The organism is Aestuariivita boseongensis (assembly GCF_001262635.1).
Taxonomy (GTDB): domain Bacteria; phylum Pseudomonadota; class Alphaproteobacteria; order Rhodobacterales; family Rhodobacteraceae; genus Aestuariivita; species Aestuariivita boseongensis.
Genome location: NZ_JXYH01000019.1, coordinates 25,034 through 41,080, shown reverse-complemented (window position 1 = coordinate 41,080; position 16,047 = coordinate 25,034). Strand labels below are relative to the sequence as shown.

The window sequence follows — 16,047 nt, the reverse complement described above, 5'->3', positions numbered from 1 at the left end:
CCTGGTTGGGTGTGCTATGCTAGGCCGTGAGACGGCCCTATGACAAGATCAGGTGCTCGGCCGCGAAAAGCACAACGCCCACGCAGCCACCGATGACCATGCCGTTGAACCGGATGAATTGCAGGTCGCGGCCCACATTCACCTCGATCAGGGTCAGAAGCTGCCTGATATCCCAGCCTTTGACCTGCTCGGCCACATAGGCCGAGATATTGCCGCGCTGTTCGGAAATGACATTCGACAACACGATCACCATGCCTTCATTGATGTCGCGCCGCAGGGCGGGCTCTTCCGCCAGCGATTGCCCCACATCGACGAAAAGATCCGCCATCCGCGCCGCAAGCACGCTGTCTTCCGATTGCGCGTCTTTCACCACATATTCCTTCAGACTGTCCCAAAGCTGTTCCGCCGCGGTTTCCAGTTCGGGGCGGGCCAGGATCAGTTGCTTGGCTTTTTCCACCTGTTCAGCGAACGCCTTGGTGCGCCGCGTGCGCTTGATATATTCGATGAGGAACTCTTCGAATTCGGCGCGCAGGGGGTGGGACTTGTCATCCTTGATCTCGTCCAGCAACTCGCTGGCGGCGTGAAGAATGCGGTTCAGAATAACGGAATCCGCTCCAAGCACATTGGCCAGAACCGGCAATTCCCGTTTCACCTTCTCGCGCACGATGGCATAGGTTTCTTCGTCATTCAGGAACCGGTGCAGGGCACGAATGACATCGTCCAGCAGTTTCTGATGCCGTCCGTCTGTCGTGAAGGCCTGCAGCACATCACCCAACAAAGGGGCCACATCCGTCTTGGCAATCTGCCCGGTCACACGGCGCGCGGCGAAATGCACAACGCCCTGTTCGTCAATGCTGTGCAAGACCTGCGGCACAAGCCGGACCACGAACTTTGCCAGACTTTCGGAGCGTTCGCGCGACGACAGCCAGCGCGACATCTCGCCGGCGAAATCCACCTCGCGCAGCTTGGCTTCAACCGGGTCGCGCGCCAGGAAGTTGTTTTCGATGAACAACCCAAGATTATCGGCGATGCGGTGCTGGTTGTTCGGAATAATCGCCGTGTGCGGAAAGGGCAGGTTCAGCGGGCGCTTGAACAGCGCCACAACCGCATACCAATCCGCGATCCCGCCAATCGTTGCCGCTTCGGCGAAGGCGGCCACCACGCCGAAGGCGGGATAGGTCGCCTCCAGCAACTTGGCGATGACCATCACGCAGAAACAAGCGACCAACACCAGCGTGGCCAGCATCTTGACCCGGTTGAGCTGTTTCAGCTTTTCGATTTCTTCAATCTCAAGATTACGCATCGCGACACTCTGATCACTGGGATTGATTGGGCTTAGCAGTCATATAAGGTTCACTCAAGTCGCTGCAACGCAGCATTCCGTTGGGGGAGAGCCGCTCTTTTCTGGTACTTCGGCGCGCTGAGCATCGGCATTTAGCGTCTTTTCAAGAATTTTTATGCGAGTGCAGAAAAACCTAAAACATTGATAAAGAATAATAAAAATAGAATATCTTGATTTTTACCTCACGTCACAACCAAAAAATGTTGCACTGCAGCATGTTCTGCCCCATCTAGGGGGTGTCCCGGGTTGGACACCAAACGGGGCACACCCCATGGCTTAGATTAAGAATGGAGAAAAGACATGACCAAGAAAGCAACCGAGACCAAAGCCGCACCCAAAGCAAAAGCGACACATGACGAAACCTTTGGCGATCGCCTGAGCGAAGGCGCGCGCGAAATGGTGAAGCGTTCGACCGCCACCGCGAAAGAGCGTGCCGACAACGTCTTTACCGCAACCCAGCAATACAACGCCGATCTGGAAAACGTTCTGGTACGCGCTGCACGCGGCTATGCTAACATCCTGGGCAGCATCGCAGAAGCAGCCTATGCGAACGTGAACCGCGGCATCCACACTGCCGAGAAAATGGCCGAAGTGAAAAGCCTGTCGGAAGCAATGGAAGTGCAAACCGAATACGTGCGTGAGCAAACGCAGTGCAGCATGAACAATGCGCGCTCGGCGTTCGAATATGTCCGCGACGTGGTCACCGAAAACGGTGAAGCCCTGCGCGACAACGCATCGAAAATGTTCAAAGGCGAAAAAGCTGCCTAAGCCTCGCGCCGACTGAAAGAGAAAGCCCGCCAGTTTGGCGGGCTTTTTCTGTTGCGTTTATCGGTCGGTGGTCAGTTCGACACCCAGACGTCCAGCACGTACCGGCCTTCATCCGACATTTGGTCCATCCACGCGTCGGCCGCTTCGGCGCCTACATCCATTTCCTCGGAATAAAGCAGCGACAGCGCGCGGCGCACATCCGGCTCCATCCGACTGCCATCACCGCAAACAAAGATGCGCGCGCCGTTTTGGATCATCTCCCAGATCTGGTCCCGCTCTTCGCGGATCAGATCCTGGACATAAACCTTCTTCTTTTCCGCGCGCGAGAACGCGACCTTCAGATCCGCCACGCCATCCTTGGCAAAGCCCTCAAGCTCTTCGCGATAGATGAAGTCCTGATCGGGATGGCGGCAGCCGAAGAACAGGATCGCGGGGCCCAAAGTCTTGCCATCAGCCTTCAATCTGGCCCGTTCCGCCAGAAACCCGCGGAAGGGGGCGATCCCAGTGCCGGGGCCCACCATGATTACAGGGGTTGTAGGATCATCGGGCAGGCGGAACCCGTCCGAGGTGGAGCGGATCGAAACCTGTACGTCTTTGCCCGCGCCTTTTTCGGCCAGATAGTTCGAACAGACGCCCTTGAACCGACCGCGCCCTGAGATCGCAGGCTCGTCCACGACACCCACAGTGACGGAACAGGTCTCCTGATCCACCAGCGCCGAGGACGAGATGGAATAGTAACGCGGCGTCAGCATCGGCATCAGCTCAAGGAACACGCCGAAAGGCAGTTCGCAGGCCGGGAATTCCTCAAGCAGGTCCAGAACCGACAAGCGCTTTTGCTGGACCTTGGATTTATAGTCATCCTCGGCCAGCGCCTTCAGGGCAGGGGCCGACCGCGGGCATTCGGTATACCGCGCCAGCGTCGCCACATCGCGGCGCGACGCCACCGATTGCAGTTCCAGCATCTGCGCCAGAAGGCGGTGGACCGACAGGGGCGTATCCACGGGCAACTGGCTGTGATCATCCGACGAGGTCTGAATGCGGATCTGCGCATCGGACGAAAAGCCGAACCGATCCAGAACCCGCCCCACAAGGGCATCGGAATTTACCGGCACCACGCTCAGGTGATCGCCGGTGCGATAGGTCGTGCCCTCGGGCAAGGCGACCTCGATATGCCGGGTGGACCGGCCCGAGGCTTCGACGTTCTGCAGTTCACGGTTCTCTGTGATGGTTGCTGGTTTGGCCCCCGATTGCTGCGCGACCGGGTTGGTATCCAGCGCGGTCAGGCGTTCGACCTGATACAAAGGCGCGGCATCGGCAGCGTTGGCGAATTCCATGTCCAGCGATAGGGCAGAGCCCACCGCAGGCCACAGTGCTGTGGCCCAGGCGTCGAATTGTTCGTCGATATCGTCGCGCGCATCGCCTTCGGCGCGGTCGGTGATGCGGCTTGCGCCCAACCGCTCCAGATGCCGGTCGATCGCGCGCGGTGTCGCCTGGAATGTCGCAGCCCAATCGCTGTGCCCGCATCCGAAGACGGCGTATTTCACACCCGCTGCCGCACCGTCCTCCGCGCCTTCCAGCCAGTCGACGAATTTCACCGCGTTGTCAGGCGGCGCGCCGTTGTAGGATGCACAGGCAATCATCACGGCCCCCGTTTTCGGAAGCTTGCCGGCATAGTCGTCCAGTTCGGCCAGGGTCACGTCAAACCCGTTCAGATCGGCAGTGCGCGCCAGGTCGCGGGCGTAATCCTCGGTCGTGCCCAGGTTCGAGCCATAAAGGATTAGCGCAGGCGTGCCGTGGCTGGGCCGTTTCGCGGTATCGGTCAGCCCGCTGGCCGATCCGCTGGCTTCGGGCGCGGATCCCGGCACCAGGTTCGACCGCACGATGTCCTTCCTGAGCCGCACCTTCATGCGCAGGTTGTCGGGCTTGATCGACATCGACTCCTTGATCTTGAACTTCCAGTTCGTGTGGTCGATCAGCTCGAACCGTTGCAGGATCATGCCGATGACCAGCACCGCCTCCTGCATGGCGAATTGCCGTCCGATGCAGGCGCGCTGGCCATTGCCGAAGGGCTTGTAGGCGTTGACAGGCCGTTCCGCGACCGCCTCGCGCGAGAAGTTGTCGGGATTGAACTTTTCCGCGTCCTCGCCCCAGACGGATTTGTCGCGATGCAGCATCAGGGTCAGCACCGTGGTGAAGGTGCGTTCCTTCAGCTTGTATTTCCCGCCGATGATCTCGTCCTTGTAGGGATAGACCGAGAAGGCAGGCGCAGTGGGCCAAAGCCGCAGCGCCTCAAGGATCACCTGCTGGACATATTGCAGCTGGTTGACCTGTTTAAGTGTCGGCTGGACAGAAATATCGCGGCCAAAGACGCGATCGACCTCTTCATAGGCTTTTTCCAGCACGTCCGGGTGGTTCATCAGGAAATGCAGGGTGAAGGACATCAGACCCGAGGTCGTCTCGTGCCCCGCAATCAGAAACGTGTTGATCTGATAGCGGATGTTTTCATCCGACAGGCTGTCGCCCGTGACCTTGTCGACCCCTTCCAGCATGTAATTCAGCAGGTCATTGACCGCCCGGTCGCCTCCCTTGCGGCGTTCGGCGATGATGTCATCGACCAGCTTGTTCATGTAGCCGACGTCTTTTTCCATCTGGTCCAGACGGTTTTTCAAAAGCGTCGATTCAAAGGGCAGACCGCGCTGCATCATGCAGGTTTCCAGCGTGTTGGTCAGCGCATTGATGAAGGGGTGATAATCCTGCCGGTAGAAGGAATTGAAGCGGTAGTTGAAGCCGCAAATGCCGATCGTATCCAAAGCCACGGCGGTCATGTCATGCACGATGTCGATGTCGTCATCGGCGTTCAGCCGTTCCCATTTAAGACAAAGCTGACCCGCCACATCCAGCATCATCGGGAAGTAATTCGACATCGCCTGCCGTGAAAATGTCGGCAGCAGGATGTTATGCGCCTTCGACCAGTTGGGTTCCTGCGTGTCGCCGGTGAACAGCCCGTCACCGCCAATCGCGCGCACGCGGCGCAAACTGCCGCGCACAGCTTTGTCGAACCGCGTTTCGTCGCAGAGCTCATCAACCAGATCAAAGCCCGAGACAACGACCAGTGGCGTGCCCATCATATCCATCCGGATGATCGGCCCCAGTTCACGGGTCAGTTGCATCAGGCTTTGCAACGGCTGGTCCTTGTCCACGGACAGCATGTTTCCCACGACAGGCTTCCTGTCCGGCATAGGAATACGTTCAAGCTTGATTTCTTCAGCCATGAGGCTGTCCTCCCGGTTGTTTTTCTTTTTTCTCAGTCGACCAGCAAATGTAGGCATAAGTCAATGTTTGTGTGGGCAGTTTCCAGGCCCGCCGCGCGGTCCGCCGCCTACTATGGGAAACCCGGCCAGATCGGCATGCGGCGAATGTTGTGTCGGCAAAGGGCTTGGCCTTTCAGGCGGCAGCTGTCGGCCCCGTACATCCCACCCGATTGATCAACATCAATCGCGACCGCCTGAGTGCGCGCTAGCCTTTCCAGAAAAGGAATGTGCGATGTGCTGGAGCTCTGACGCCTCCGTTGTAATGACCGGACTGGGCTTCGCGGCCACTGCCGTGACATACAGGCGTGGTGCAACCCCGGCCATTTGGGGCACGCTTGGCTTTTTCACCTTCATGGAGGCGCTGCAGGTCTGGGGGTACATGGTTCTTGACCAATGCGGTACCGCATCGAACGAGACGGTCACGCGTTTGTCCTACCTGCATATCGTGGTGCAGCCCTTCTTCATCAACGCCTTCGCCATGGAGCTGATCCCAAGCGCCGTGAAGCAGCGGGTGCGCATGTGGGTTTTTGGGGCCTGCGCTGTATCAAGCCTGATCATGCTGGTGCAGATCGCGCCTGTGCCGGCGTTGGGCGACTGCGCCCCCGGCAGCCCCTTGTGTGGCGAGCGCTGGTGCACCGTGTCAGGAGATTGGCATATCGCATGGGATGTTCCCTATAACGGGCTTCTGGTCCCGCTGGACAAGGCCCTGGGCATGTCATCGGGCTTTCCCAGCTACATGGTCGCGGCATTTCTGCTACCGTTGCTCTATGGCGCGTGGCGGTTCGTTCTGATGCATGCGTTGGCAGGACCGATCCTTGCCGCAAGCCTGACCACCAATCCCAATGAAATGCCTGCGGTTTGGTGCCTGTTTTCCATAGCAATTCTTCTGATCGGGCTAAGCGCACCCATCAGACGCGTGGTTTCAACCGAACGGTGGTGGGGGCGCGATGTGCCAGACAGTGCCTGAAAGAGGAGATCGTAACATGAAACCGCATCAACTCATCTGCTTGATCTGCGGGCATCTCAACCGTTTTGCCGCCCAAGGTTCCTCAGGATGGCCGGACTGCTGGGCATGCAATGCGTCGCTGGTTTCAGACGCGGTCGCGGGGATTGATGAAGCGATCCACAACGCAGCCATCCTGCATGACAGCTTGCCATTGATTGTGGGCTATTGGACGCCTGGAAGCAGGTCGTCCCGACACACGGCGGCAGAGTTTGCCAGAACTGCAAAAGACCTGCGAGATGCAGCTCGCTTTGCGCATCTCGATCCTGATAGCTTTCCGGGTATCACCGGGATCGTGCAACCTGCGGCGCTTCCGCTGATAGTTCTTTATGCACGAGGTATTGAAGTCGCACGGTCGTCTTGCATTCCTATATCAACGCCGAATTTGGGCGTGTATCCGGCGAGGGATTCGCGATCAATCTGCGTGAACGGCTAAGGCGGATCCCTCGAAAACATGGTCATGAGCGCGATTGAGAAAGGACCTGACATGTCATCCAACACAGATGCCGTCACGGGGCAGGAACCGCCTCCCGAGGCCCCTCAACCGGAAGAGCCCGGGCCCAAACCGGTGGGGCCTGAGACCCCTCAGCCCTCTGACCCCGACCTGCCTGAGCAACCGCCCGAAATCCCAAAAACGGACGTCCCGATTGAGGACCCTTTTGAAGAGGGCGGCCCGTCCCTTTGATCGCTTACTTGCCTTGCGTATGAAGGTTGCGTAAGGCCTTGTATTAATGACATTTTGTGGACGCTGAGGGAAAAAATACAGACGCACCCCGTCCGTCGATGACATCAAAAAGGGGCAGGGGGCGGCATTTCTCAAGCCACTTTCACTCTCAGTGGGACAGAAAAACAGGATACTTCGTCTGCCGCACCATTGACCGCGTGGTGCCGCCCAGAACGGTCTGGATCATCCGGGCCTGACCATATGCGCCCATCACGATCAGATCTGCGCCGGCTTCTTCCGCGCGATCCTGGATGCAATCGGCGACCGACCGCCCGCCGCTGGGAAATTGCGCCACGGTAACGGTGCACCCATGGTGGCTGAGCCATGCGGCCACATCAGTGCCGGGATCCTGTCCGTCACGGTCCAGTGTGGTCACCGGATCGATGCAACAGATGATGACCTCGCGCGCCTCCAGCAGATGGGGCAAGGCCGCGTGCACGGCGGCCGAGGCGGCTTCACTGCTGTCCCATGCGACGAAGATGCATTGCGGCGACTTTGCCAGGTTGGCGTTGATCCGGAACCCGATCGGGGAATGGAACAGAACGCCTGATGCCGCTTCGGTCATCAGATCCGAAGTTTCGCGAAGGTTTTGGGAAAAGATCGCCTCGTCACTGACGCGCGCGAACCGTGCCACGACATGTTTGGCATCCAGCGTCGCGGTCAAGGCAACCTGAACGTCACCAGATGCATTGCTTCGGGCCAGCAGTTTCTCGACGGCGTCGCCTCTGGCTTTCAGATTGTCCTGCGCGCTGGTGAGGGTTTCCTGCCAGTTGTCGGGGATGTTCAGCCCGCCATAGGGCGGCACGGTATAGGAATAGGCAGGCAGGGCAGGCGCGACATCCAGCACCAGGCACAGCAGGTGATGGTCCTGGCTTGCGGCCATTTCTGCGACGTCGGTGATCTCATGATCATCGGTTTTCATGTTCATGACGAACAGGATGGTGCGGCGTTTCATATACGTCTCCGTTCCGGGTGGGGCAGGGCGGGGGGCCACCGCCGACGCAGGAATTTTGCCCTGGCAGCGTGCCAGTGGACTGACAAAGATCAACCCGCAAAAGGCTGAACATGCAAGCGTTCCGATATCGCACAAACGTGGACAAGCGTGCAGATGGAATTCAAAGACTATTACAAGATCCTTGGCGTGGCAAAAAACGCGGATGCCGACGCAATCAAGAAGGCGTTTCGCAAAGCCGCGCGGAAATACCACCCTGATGTCGCCCAAGGCGAAGAGGCGGAAGCAAAATTCAAAGAGGTCAACGAGGCCTATGAGGTTCTTAAAGATCCCGAACGCCGCGCCGCCTATGACCAGTTGGGCCGGGAACCGCGTTCGACACAGGGCGCATACCAACCTCCGCCCGGATGGGACGAAGGGTTTTCCTTTTCCCAATCCAGTGGCCAGGACGCGGGCGCCTTCAGCGATTTCTTCGAAACGCTGTTCCGACGCGGCAGTGGTCCGTCTGAGGGTATGTGGCAGGGGCCGGGGGCCGACAGTCATGCGCGGATCGAGATTGCGCTTGAGGATGCCTATCGCGGGGCCGAACGCCGGCTGAGCGTCCGCAGGCCCGTTCTGGGTTCCGACGGGCAGATCACCCTGCAGGATCAGACGATCAACGTTCACATTCCCAAAGGCATTCTACCAGGTCAGCATATCAGGCTGACGGGGCGGGGGCAGCCTGGCGCGACCGGCGCAGGCGATCTGTTCCTTGAGGTCGCCTTACAGGCCCACCCGGTCTTTCATCCCGATGGAAGGGACCTGCATCTGGAGCTGCCGATCACTCCGTGGGAAGCAGCGCTGGGCGGCCATGTCGTCATGCCTACGCCGGACGGCAAGGTTGATCTTCTGATCCCCAGGAACGCGCGGTCGGGGCAGAAACTGCGGCTGAAGGGCAAAGGCATCCCCGGAACGCCTGCGGGCGACATCTATGCCACGCTCAAGATCATCAATCCCAAAGTCGAAACCGAAGAAGCGCGCGCCCTGTTCGAACGGATGGCAAAGGAAATGCCCTTTGACCCGCGCGCCCATCTAGGAGGTTAAGCCATGAAGAAAGCCACCCGTCGCAGCACCGTCGTCAAGGCCCTGTCGCTGCAGGAATTGTGCCGGTTCTGCCAGGCTGATGAAGACTGGATCACCGAATTGGTGGAACAGGGTGTTCTGGCTCCGGTCGGCAGCACGCGCAGTTCGTGGCAGTTCGTGGGCGCAAGCATCGTGCGCGCCAAGAAGGCGCGTCGCCTGAACCGCGATCTGGGGATCAACGCGGCAGGTGTTGCCCTTGTTCTTGATCTGCTGGAAGAACGTGACGCGGCCCTGCGCCGTCTGGCAAGATACGAACCGCTGGGCTGAGGGAAGGGGCGCGGCTGGCGGTGGCCCAAGACCCTGTCACCGGCTGAACAAAACCGGCAGTTTCTGGATCTTCATCAGTTCATAGGTCGTGGCGCCGATCACGAAATCATAGGCCTTGGAATGGCCAAAGGCCCCGGTCACGATCAGATCGGCCCCTTTTTCGAAAGCAACGGTCTGCAAGATGTCAGCGATGCTGTGATGCGTCGCTTCGCGGTATTCCAGAGTAGTTCGAAGCCCGTGGCGCGCAAACATCTCGGCGATATCAAGGGATTTGCCGTCAATTATGGCATCTGTCATCGCCTCACCCGCCTTCAGGACCGTGACCGTTGCGCCGGGATCTGCAAGACTCAGCATGTCATGGGCCGCGCGCGCGGCTTCGCGTGTGTCGCTCCAACCCAGAACGATATTGCTGCCGATCTCCGGCCCGTCATAGTCCAGCGGCACCACGATCACGGGCCGTCCGCTGTGGCGGATCACCTGAGATTGCGCATGCCGTTGGTCATAGCGATCTGCGTTCCTGTCCTCGTGCGACATGATCACAAGATCGGCCGCGCGCGCACTTTCGATCATGCGTTCCGCGGCTGATTGCGACTGTGCGCGCAGCAGACGGAATTCGCCGACGAAATCCTCACTCTCGGTGCGACGCAAGAAGATGCTGCGGATTTCTTCGGCCTCGGCCTTCTGGCTTTTATTGAATGCGGCAAAGGCGGGCTCGGGAACATGCATGGCGATGCCGGGATAAACCAACAGCGCCTCGACCGTGTGCAGACCGATCAAATGCGCCTGATGCTTGCGCGCCAAGGCCACAGCGCAGGTCAGAAGCGTGTCTGCGTGTTCGGGTGTTGTCAGGCAAACCAGGATGGTCTTGGGTCTCATGGCCGCGCACCTGCTGTCTTTGATCGCGTATTCAGGAAGGGCGGGGCGCGCCACCGCGCCCCGTCCTGCGTCAGGATTTCTTGATATCTATCTTCTGAACGTCCGCTTTGGCCGCAGGTGGCTTGACGATATGCAGCTTCAGCAGCCCATCAGCGAAGGACGCTTCGACCGCTCCAGCCTCGGGTGTGAAACCCAGCGGAATATGGCGGCGGAAACTGCCATAGCGCCGTTCGATCAGGTGGTAGTCTTCCTTCTTCTCTTCATGATCCGAGCTTTTGGTGCCCTTCAGGATCAGCGTCTGGCCCGAGATGCTGACATCCAGGTCATCTTCCTTGACGCCCGGCACTTCGGCGCTGACGTCGATGGCGTCTTCGGTCTCGGACACATCGATGGCCGGGAAAGACGTTTCCGAAAACATCGGACTGACCTCGTCATCCATCGACGGGAAACCTGACCTGAACTGATCCAGCAGGCGGTTCATTTCCTTTTGAAAGGACGGGAAGAAGGCGGATCCGGCTGCGGTGTCCCGGGTCTTGGGCAATGATGGGCGTGACATGACAAACTCTCCTTTCTGAATGGCCGACACCTGATGCGTGTCGCTTTCCCCCTAGCAAACCCTGCGCCAAACCGATTGATCCCCATCAATCAGGGGGTGTCAGGCTCCCTTATTGTGGGGCTGTGCAAACCGTGTTGAGGAGTGTTTCCATGTTCAAGATCGCGCATGCCCTGGCCCTGGCTGTGGCCATCGGTCTTCCCGTTGCCAGCCAGGCCGAAACGGTATCCGTCACCCATGGCGGGGATACCTATGTGGCCGGCGAGCAGCTAAACGAAACCGTCGACGCAAAAGCCGATGCCTTTCTTGCAGGCAGAACAATTGAAGCGCGGGGCCGTGTGGATGGCGACCTTCACGTTTCGGGTTTCGACCTGTCCATCAGCACGGACACCGACAACGATCTTTACGCCGCCGGTGCGACGATTGTCGTGCGCGGCAATGTTGCCGAAGACCTGACCGCGGCGGGGTTTTCGATCCGCACAGAAAAAACATCTGTCACCCAAGGCAATGTGCGCCTGTTCGGCAACTCGGTCACGGTGGACGGTCCGATTGAAGGCGCGCTGATGGTGACCGCACGCGATGTGATCTTGAACGCGCCGATACAGGGCGACGTGCGCATCACGGCCGGCACTTTGACATTCGGCCCCGATGGCAAGATCGACGGGACGCTGACCTATTCGACCAAAGAAAGGATCGCGGTTCCTGAACGCGTGGCCCCGAAAGACCGGGTCGTATACGAGCCGCTGACGGCAAGCCGACTGGCAGAAAACCTGGACGCGATCGGGAAGGAACTGCCAGGTCTGCCGACCTTTGCATCGATGCTTGCCGGGTTTCTGATTTCGCTGTTCTTCTTTCTGGTGCTGGGCGCACTCATGCTGGGGTTCATGCCCAAACGGCTGGCCACTTTGCGGCGCAGCATCGCCAAGGCGCCCGGTCAATCCATCCTTCTGGGCGTTATCGGCCTGTCCATTCTTTTCGGAATGATCCTTGTCACCGCTCTGACAGTCGTCGGATTGCCCTTCGTGCCGATCCTGATCCTGAGCATCGTAGTGGTCTGGACACTGGGATATGCCCTTGGCGCTTATGGTGTCGCGATGCGCGTCTGGTCCGGGTTTGGCGGCGCGGATGATCCAAGCAATGTCACAAGGCTGATGGTGTTTGCTGCCGCGATCACAGCGATTGCGCTGCTCAACTACATCCCATTCGTCGGCTGGGTCGCCAATTACACTCTGGTTCTGCTGGGGGTCGGGGCGATGACACGGGCGCTTTTCCTGTGGCTGGCCGGCAATCCCGATGTCGTGTTCAACGTGGATCTGAAAGCCGACAATACCTGAAAGAAAAGCGCATACGACCCTATGGGACGGTCGTATGCGCCAAGTCGCGGCCGCGAGGGACAGTTTGAACGGCCGCAAGCGGGATCAGGAAAGATCAGTCTTCATCGCCAAGGGACAGACCCAGCAAGGCTGTGGGTTTCAAAATGACAACCGCGTCGCTTTTGTCGGTGGAAATGATCCCTGCTTTGCGCAGCTGTGTGAACGTCCGGCTGACGGTTTCAGTGGTCAGGCCCAGAAAATCCGCGATGTCAGAGCGGCTCATTGGTAGGGTGATCTGCCGGAACGGACCCAGATCTTCGCCCACGCGTTCGGAAAAGACGCACAGAAACGATGCCAGTTTTTCGATTGCCGATTTCCGGCCAAGCATCATGAAATGATCCTGCATGGCGCTGATTTCCAACAGCGCGGCGTTCAGCAGCGCCAGATGCAGTTTCGGATCACCCTCTCCGCTTTCAAGGTGCGCCCGGCGGTACGGCTGCAAACGCACATCGGTCAGAGACATGCAATCCGTATGATGCAACCCCCGAGACGGGAAGCCGATGATGTCACCCGGATAGCCGAAGGCGATAACCTGCCGACGCCCATCCGCCAACAGGCGCGACAAAAGAACGACGCCGCTGGTCACTTGATACAGCCATTCGACTTCGTCACCTTCCAGATACAGGAAACGCCCTTCTTTCAAGCGTGTTTCAGGAATCTTCGGCGTGCAGCTTTCCAGATCCCCAACCGGGGTCTGAAACATGTCTTGGTCGGGAATCGTGACGTACATCGGATAACCTCCTTAACAAACAGAGGTCAGCTTTGCGGATGCATGTATTTATACTTGGAGATGTATGGTAAGCGTTTGTATCATTTTGTATTGGAATACGTCGGCTCGATTGTTTTGGGAGCCGCAAGACTGCGTGTTCTTGCGTTGCTAGTGGGGGCGAGATGGCAAATCAGACCGTTCTTGTTGTAGATGACGATCTGAAAATCAGAACCCTGATCCGCAATGTTCTGGAAGACGAGGGCTTTGCCATCAGAGAGGCCGAAACAGCGCAAGACGTGTTTCAGTCGCTGTCAGACAGCAGGATCGACCTGATCACGCTTGATATTCATCTGGGCAAGGATAACGGCGTGGATCTCGCCCGCGAGATCCGGCGCAACTCGCAAGTGCCGATTATCATGGTTAGCGGGAAGGATGACGTGATCGACCGCGTCGTCGGTCTGGAAGTGGGCGCGGATGATTATATCGCCAAGCCCTTCCATGTCCGTGAACTCGTCGCCCGCGTGCGCAGCGTGCTGCGAAGATCGGCAAGTGAGGACCAAAAGGCCAACCCGGCAACCGCAGAGCCGATATCGGTACCTGCGGAAAACCAGGTTTTCGAGTTCGACGGTATGACAGCGATCCCGGACCACATGGAGCTGATCAACAGGAATCGGGAAGACTGCGGCCTGACCAGTGGGGATTTCAGACTTCTTATGGTGTTTCTGGACCGCCCCAAGCGCGTCTTGTCGCGCGATCAGTTGATGGATCTGACCGGCGGCGTGGAATGGAGCCCGCTGGACCGCACCATCGACAACCAGGTGGCACGCTTGCGCAAAAAGATCGAACGTGATCCGTCAAATCCAAGACTGATCAAGACCGTTCGCGGTGTTGGCTACACGCTTGCTTGCGATGTCGTACGGCGTCACTCTTCGACCACGTCCGCCAACAACGTGTGAAGCCGCTTGGCAAGGTCCGCCAGACGATAGGGTTTGTGCAGAATGTCATAACTCTGGCCTGTCGCCATTGATCCGGTAACCACATCACTGGCATATCCCGAGGTTAGAAGAACCCGGATACCGGGGAATTCCGCATTGATCTTTTCGGCCAGATCGTACCCGTTCAGCGCTCCGGGCATCACCAGATCGGTAAAGACCAGATCCACCTGCGCCCCGTCTTTCAGCATTTGGTAAGCCAACTCGCCATTCTCCGCCGCCAACGTTTCAAAGCCCAGGCTTTGGATGCGCTCAACCGCAAGCCGCCGCACCTTGGCATTGTCTTCAACGATCAGGACACGCTCGCCCGGACCGCGCAGGGTGACTGGTAAGGTATCACTTGTTGTTGGGGCAGGCCGGGGTTGGTCGACGTCCAAAGCCATCGGGAAATACAGGCCAAAACTCGTCCCATGGCCCAACTCGCTGTAAAGGGTAATGTGTCCGCCCGATTGCCGAACGAAGCCATAGACCATCGCCAGACCAAGCCCTGTTCCGCCCTTGTCGGTTTTGGTGGTGAAAAAGGGTTCGAACGCGCGCTGCTGTGCCTCGGGGCTCATGCCTTCTCCATTATCACTGATGGATAGACGCACATATTCGCCAGGCTCCATATCGGTTTCCTGGGCGATATAGCTGTCGTCGATCTTGACGTTATCGATCGAGATCAGCAGATCGCCCCCTGTGGGCATTGCATCGCGCGCGTTCAGGGCCAGATTCATCAGCGCCGATTGCAACTGTACCGGATCAATCATCACCGGAGCCACGTCATCAGCAAACTTCGTCTTCACATGGTAGCTTGCGCCAAGAGTGCGTTTGAGCAGGGTGATCGTGTCAGTGCACAACTCTCGCAGATCCGACTGTACGGGGTTCAGGTCCCCTCGTCGGGCGAAGACCATCAGACGGCTGGTCAGATCCGAACCAATGCCAGCCGCCTCCAGCGCATCTTTGATCAGTGGCAGCTGACGTTCAGACGCGCCGCGCATTTCAAGCAATTCCAGATTGCCGACGATGATGGTCAGCAGATTGTTGAAGTCATGCGCGATGCCGCCCGTCATCTTGCCAATAGCGTCGAGCCTTTGTGATCGTTCAAGCGCAGCCTCGGTCGCTTTGCGGCGCGACAAATCATGCATGATCGCAACAAAGATCTGGTGGCCATTCTGCGTCGTGTGACCTACCGACAGATGCAATGGGAAAACGCTGCCGTCCTTGCGCAATCCTTCCACATCGCGGCCTGTGTCGATGATGCGCTTTTCGCCGGTTTCAAGAAAACTGGACATAAAACCATCGTGCAGCCCAGCCAGCGCGCGCGGCATGAGGATGTTGACGCTTTGGCCAATCAGCTCGGTCACAGAATACTGGAACAGATCAGCAGCGTACTGATTCACCTGAATGATTGTCCCGGCGTGATCAGACACGACAATGGCATCCACAGCAGCATCCATAGTGGCCTGCAAAACCGCGCTGTCCTGGGATGTGTCTGCCATAACTCGTACCTCTGGGATCAACCTGCCAAACGGTGGGCAAAAAGGGCAAGCCTCAATTGATTTCGCTCAACGACACGTCGCCATGATCTGAGACAATGACGGTTCACAGACGGAGAGTGATATGAAACCAGTTGTGACCTGGATCTTAGTGGCCAATGCCCGTTCCGCCAAAGTTTTTGCGCATCATGGTCCCGGCAAACATCTTACAATTGTCAGCGACCAAAACTGGAGCGCACCAGAACCGCGCCTGCCGGATGATGAGGCAGGCATCGGCCACAGCATTGGCGGCCCCGGCCGGGCTGCTGTCGAACAGACCAATCTGCAGGATGTCGATGATGCCCGTTTCGCAGAAACCGTGATCTCAGGCATCACCAAAGCGCAATCCGCAAGTCGGTTCGACAGGCTGATCCTTGTGGCCGGTCCGCATATGCTGGGCCTGCTTCGGGCACAGATGGGCGATGGCTTGCGCGCTGCGGTGATAAGTGAAGTTGCCAAAGACCTGTCCCATCACACGACCGAATCCGTCGAACTGCATCTGGATGATGTGATCGCGATTTAATGCACAAGAGGCTGC

15 protein-coding genes are annotated in these 16,047 nt (G+C 58.3%); 8 read left to right on the top strand and 7 right to left on the bottom strand.

The genetic code is table 11. The features are described from left to right. Window positions 1–37 precede the first annotated feature (37 nt). Window positions 38–1,303 carry a DUF445 domain-containing protein gene (locus tag TR61_RS09570; protein ID WP_050929764.1) on the bottom strand — a complete coding sequence of 422 codons (1,266 nt, stop codon included), beginning with the start codon at window positions 1,301–1,303 and terminating at the stop codon, window positions 38–40. A 339-nt stretch (window positions 1,304–1,642) separates the two neighbouring features. Here TR61_RS09570 and TR61_RS09565 point away from each other — a divergent pair, with 339 nt between their 5' ends. Continuing rightward, window positions 1,643–2,110: a phasin family protein gene (locus TR61_RS09565; RefSeq protein WP_050929763.1), complete on the top strand. Its 468-nt coding sequence runs from the start codon at window positions 1,643–1,645 to the stop codon at window positions 2,108–2,110. A gap of 71 nt (window positions 2,111–2,181) precedes the next feature. Here TR61_RS09565 and TR61_RS09560 read toward each other — a convergent pair whose 3' ends face one another. Continuing rightward, on the bottom strand, window positions 2,182–5,382 hold the full coding sequence (locus TR61_RS09560; RefSeq protein ID WP_050929762.1) for a bifunctional cytochrome P450/NADPH--P450 reductase: 3,201 nt from the start codon (window positions 5,380–5,382) through the stop codon (window positions 2,182–2,184). Between the two features lie 301 nt (window positions 5,383–5,683). Here TR61_RS09560 and TR61_RS09555 point away from each other — a divergent pair, with 301 nt between their 5' ends. After that, the gene (locus tag TR61_RS09555) at window positions 5,684–6,388 is read left to right on the top strand and encodes a DUF5765 domain-containing protein (RefSeq protein WP_245626859.1); all 705 of its coding nucleotides are present in this window, start codon (window positions 5,684–5,686) and stop codon (window positions 6,386–6,388) included. Window positions 6,389–6,404: 16 nt separating this feature from the next. Further along, window positions 6,405–6,860 carry a thiol reductase thioredoxin gene (locus TR61_RS19905; RefSeq protein ID WP_157440876.1) on the top strand — a complete coding sequence of 152 codons (456 nt, stop codon included), beginning with the start codon at window positions 6,405–6,407 and terminating at the stop codon, window positions 6,858–6,860. 397 nt (window positions 6,861–7,257) lie between these two features. On the opposite strand, the gene TR61_RS09545 is transcribed toward TR61_RS19905, so the two are convergent. Next, the gene (locus TR61_RS09545) at window positions 7,258–8,103 is read right to left on the bottom strand and encodes a universal stress protein (protein WP_050929759.1); all 846 of its coding nucleotides are present in this window, start codon (window positions 8,101–8,103) and stop codon (window positions 7,258–7,260) included. A gap of 153 nt (window positions 8,104–8,256) precedes the next feature. Here TR61_RS09545 and TR61_RS09540 point away from each other — a divergent pair, with 153 nt between their 5' ends. Continuing rightward, the gene (locus tag TR61_RS09540) at window positions 8,257–9,183 is read left to right on the top strand and encodes a DnaJ C-terminal domain-containing protein (RefSeq protein WP_050929758.1); all 927 of its coding nucleotides are present in this window, start codon (window positions 8,257–8,259) and stop codon (window positions 9,181–9,183) included. Between the two features lie 3 nt (window positions 9,184–9,186). Further along, entirely contained in the window at window positions 9,187–9,489 is a 303-nt protein-coding gene (locus TR61_RS09535) for a chaperone modulator CbpM (protein WP_050929757.1), read from the top strand. A 36-nt stretch (window positions 9,490–9,525) separates the two neighbouring features. On the opposite strand, the gene TR61_RS09530 is transcribed toward TR61_RS09535, so the two are convergent. Then, entirely contained in the window at window positions 9,526–10,365 is an 840-nt protein-coding gene (locus TR61_RS09530) for a universal stress protein (protein ID WP_157440875.1), read from the bottom strand. Between the two features lie 70 nt (window positions 10,366–10,435). Beyond that, complete coding sequence (locus TR61_RS09525) at window positions 10,436–10,921, bottom strand: Hsp20/alpha crystallin family protein (protein ID WP_082181906.1); 486 nt, start codon at window positions 10,919–10,921, stop codon at window positions 10,436–10,438. Between the two features lie 149 nt (window positions 10,922–11,070). On the opposite strand from TR61_RS09525, the gene TR61_RS09520 reads away from it, so the two are divergent. Then, window positions 11,071–12,252 carry a DUF8173 domain-containing protein gene (locus TR61_RS09520; protein ID WP_050929754.1) on the top strand — a complete coding sequence of 394 codons (1,182 nt, stop codon included), beginning with the start codon at window positions 11,071–11,073 and terminating at the stop codon, window positions 12,250–12,252. Window positions 12,253–12,346: 94 nt separating this feature from the next. On the opposite strand, the gene TR61_RS09515 is transcribed toward TR61_RS09520, so the two are convergent. Beyond that, entirely contained in the window at window positions 12,347–13,021 is a 675-nt protein-coding gene (locus TR61_RS09515; protein ID WP_050929753.1) for a helix-turn-helix domain-containing protein, read from the bottom strand. A gap of 161 nt (window positions 13,022–13,182) precedes the next feature. On the opposite strand from TR61_RS09515, the gene TR61_RS09510 reads away from it, so the two are divergent. Next, window positions 13,183–13,956, top strand: coding sequence for a response regulator (locus TR61_RS09510; protein WP_050929752.1), 774 nt, complete (start codon window positions 13,183–13,185; stop codon window positions 13,954–13,956). On the opposite strand, the gene TR61_RS09505 is transcribed toward TR61_RS09510, so the two are convergent. Next, window positions 13,923–15,473, bottom strand: coding sequence for an ATP-binding protein (locus TR61_RS09505; protein WP_050929751.1), 1,551 nt, complete (start codon window positions 15,471–15,473; stop codon window positions 13,923–13,925). The genes TR61_RS09510 and TR61_RS09505 overlap by 34 nt on opposite strands. Before the next feature lie 121 nt (window positions 15,474–15,594). On the opposite strand from TR61_RS09505, the gene TR61_RS09500 reads away from it, so the two are divergent. Further along, entirely contained in the window at window positions 15,595–16,032 is a 438-nt protein-coding gene (locus tag TR61_RS09500) for a host attachment protein (protein ID WP_050929750.1), read from the top strand. Window positions 16,033–16,047: the final 15 nt, after the last annotated feature.

Excerpts from the sequence above, each read along its gene's own strand:
- TR61_RS09530 (WP_157440875.1), bottom strand. The coding sequence starts at position 10,365 with ATGAGACCCAAGACCATCCTGGTTTGCCTGACAACACCCGAACACGCA.
- TR61_RS09535 (WP_050929757.1), top strand. The coding sequence starts at position 9,187 with ATGAAGAAAGCCACCCGTCGCAGCACCGTCGTCAAGGCCCTGTCGCTG.
- TR61_RS09520 (WP_050929754.1), top strand. The coding sequence starts at position 11,071 with ATGTTCAAGATCGCGCATGCCCTGGCCCTGGCTGTGGCCATCGGTCTT.
- TR61_RS09565 (WP_050929763.1), top strand. The coding sequence starts at position 1,643 with ATGACCAAGAAAGCAACCGAGACCAAAGCCGCACCCAAAGCAAAAGCG.
- TR61_RS19905 (WP_157440876.1), top strand. The coding sequence starts at position 6,405 with ATGAAACCGCATCAACTCATCTGCTTGATCTGCGGGCATCTCAACCGT.
- TR61_RS09500 (WP_050929750.1), top strand. The coding sequence starts at position 15,595 with ATGAAACCAGTTGTGACCTGGATCTTAGTGGCCAATGCCCGTTCCGCC.
- TR61_RS09555 (WP_245626859.1), top strand. The coding sequence starts at position 5,684 with ATGACCGGACTGGGCTTCGCGGCCACTGCCGTGACATACAGGCGTGGT.
- TR61_RS09545 (WP_050929759.1), bottom strand. The coding sequence starts at position 8,103 with ATGAAACGCCGCACCATCCTGTTCGTCATGAACATGAAAACCGATGAT.
- TR61_RS09540 (WP_050929758.1), top strand. The coding sequence starts at position 8,257 with ATGGAATTCAAAGACTATTACAAGATCCTTGGCGTGGCAAAAAACGCG.
- TR61_RS09560 (WP_050929762.1), bottom strand. The coding sequence starts at position 5,382 with ATGGCTGAAGAAATCAAGCTTGAACGTATTCCTATGCCGGACAGGAAG.
- TR61_RS09505 (WP_050929751.1), bottom strand. The coding sequence starts at position 15,473 with ATGGCAGACACATCCCAGGACAGCGCGGTTTTGCAGGCCACTATGGAT.
- TR61_RS09525 (WP_082181906.1), bottom strand. The coding sequence starts at position 10,921 with ATGTCACGCCCATCATTGCCCAAGACCCGGGACACCGCAGCCGGATCC.
- TR61_RS09515 (WP_050929753.1), bottom strand. The coding sequence starts at position 13,021 with ATGTACGTCACGATTCCCGACCAAGACATGTTTCAGACCCCGGTTGGG.
- TR61_RS09510 (WP_050929752.1), top strand. The coding sequence starts at position 13,183 with ATGGCAAATCAGACCGTTCTTGTTGTAGATGACGATCTGAAAATCAGA.
- TR61_RS09570 (WP_050929764.1), bottom strand. The coding sequence starts at position 1,303 with ATGCGTAATCTTGAGATTGAAGAAATCGAAAAGCTGAAACAGCTCAAC.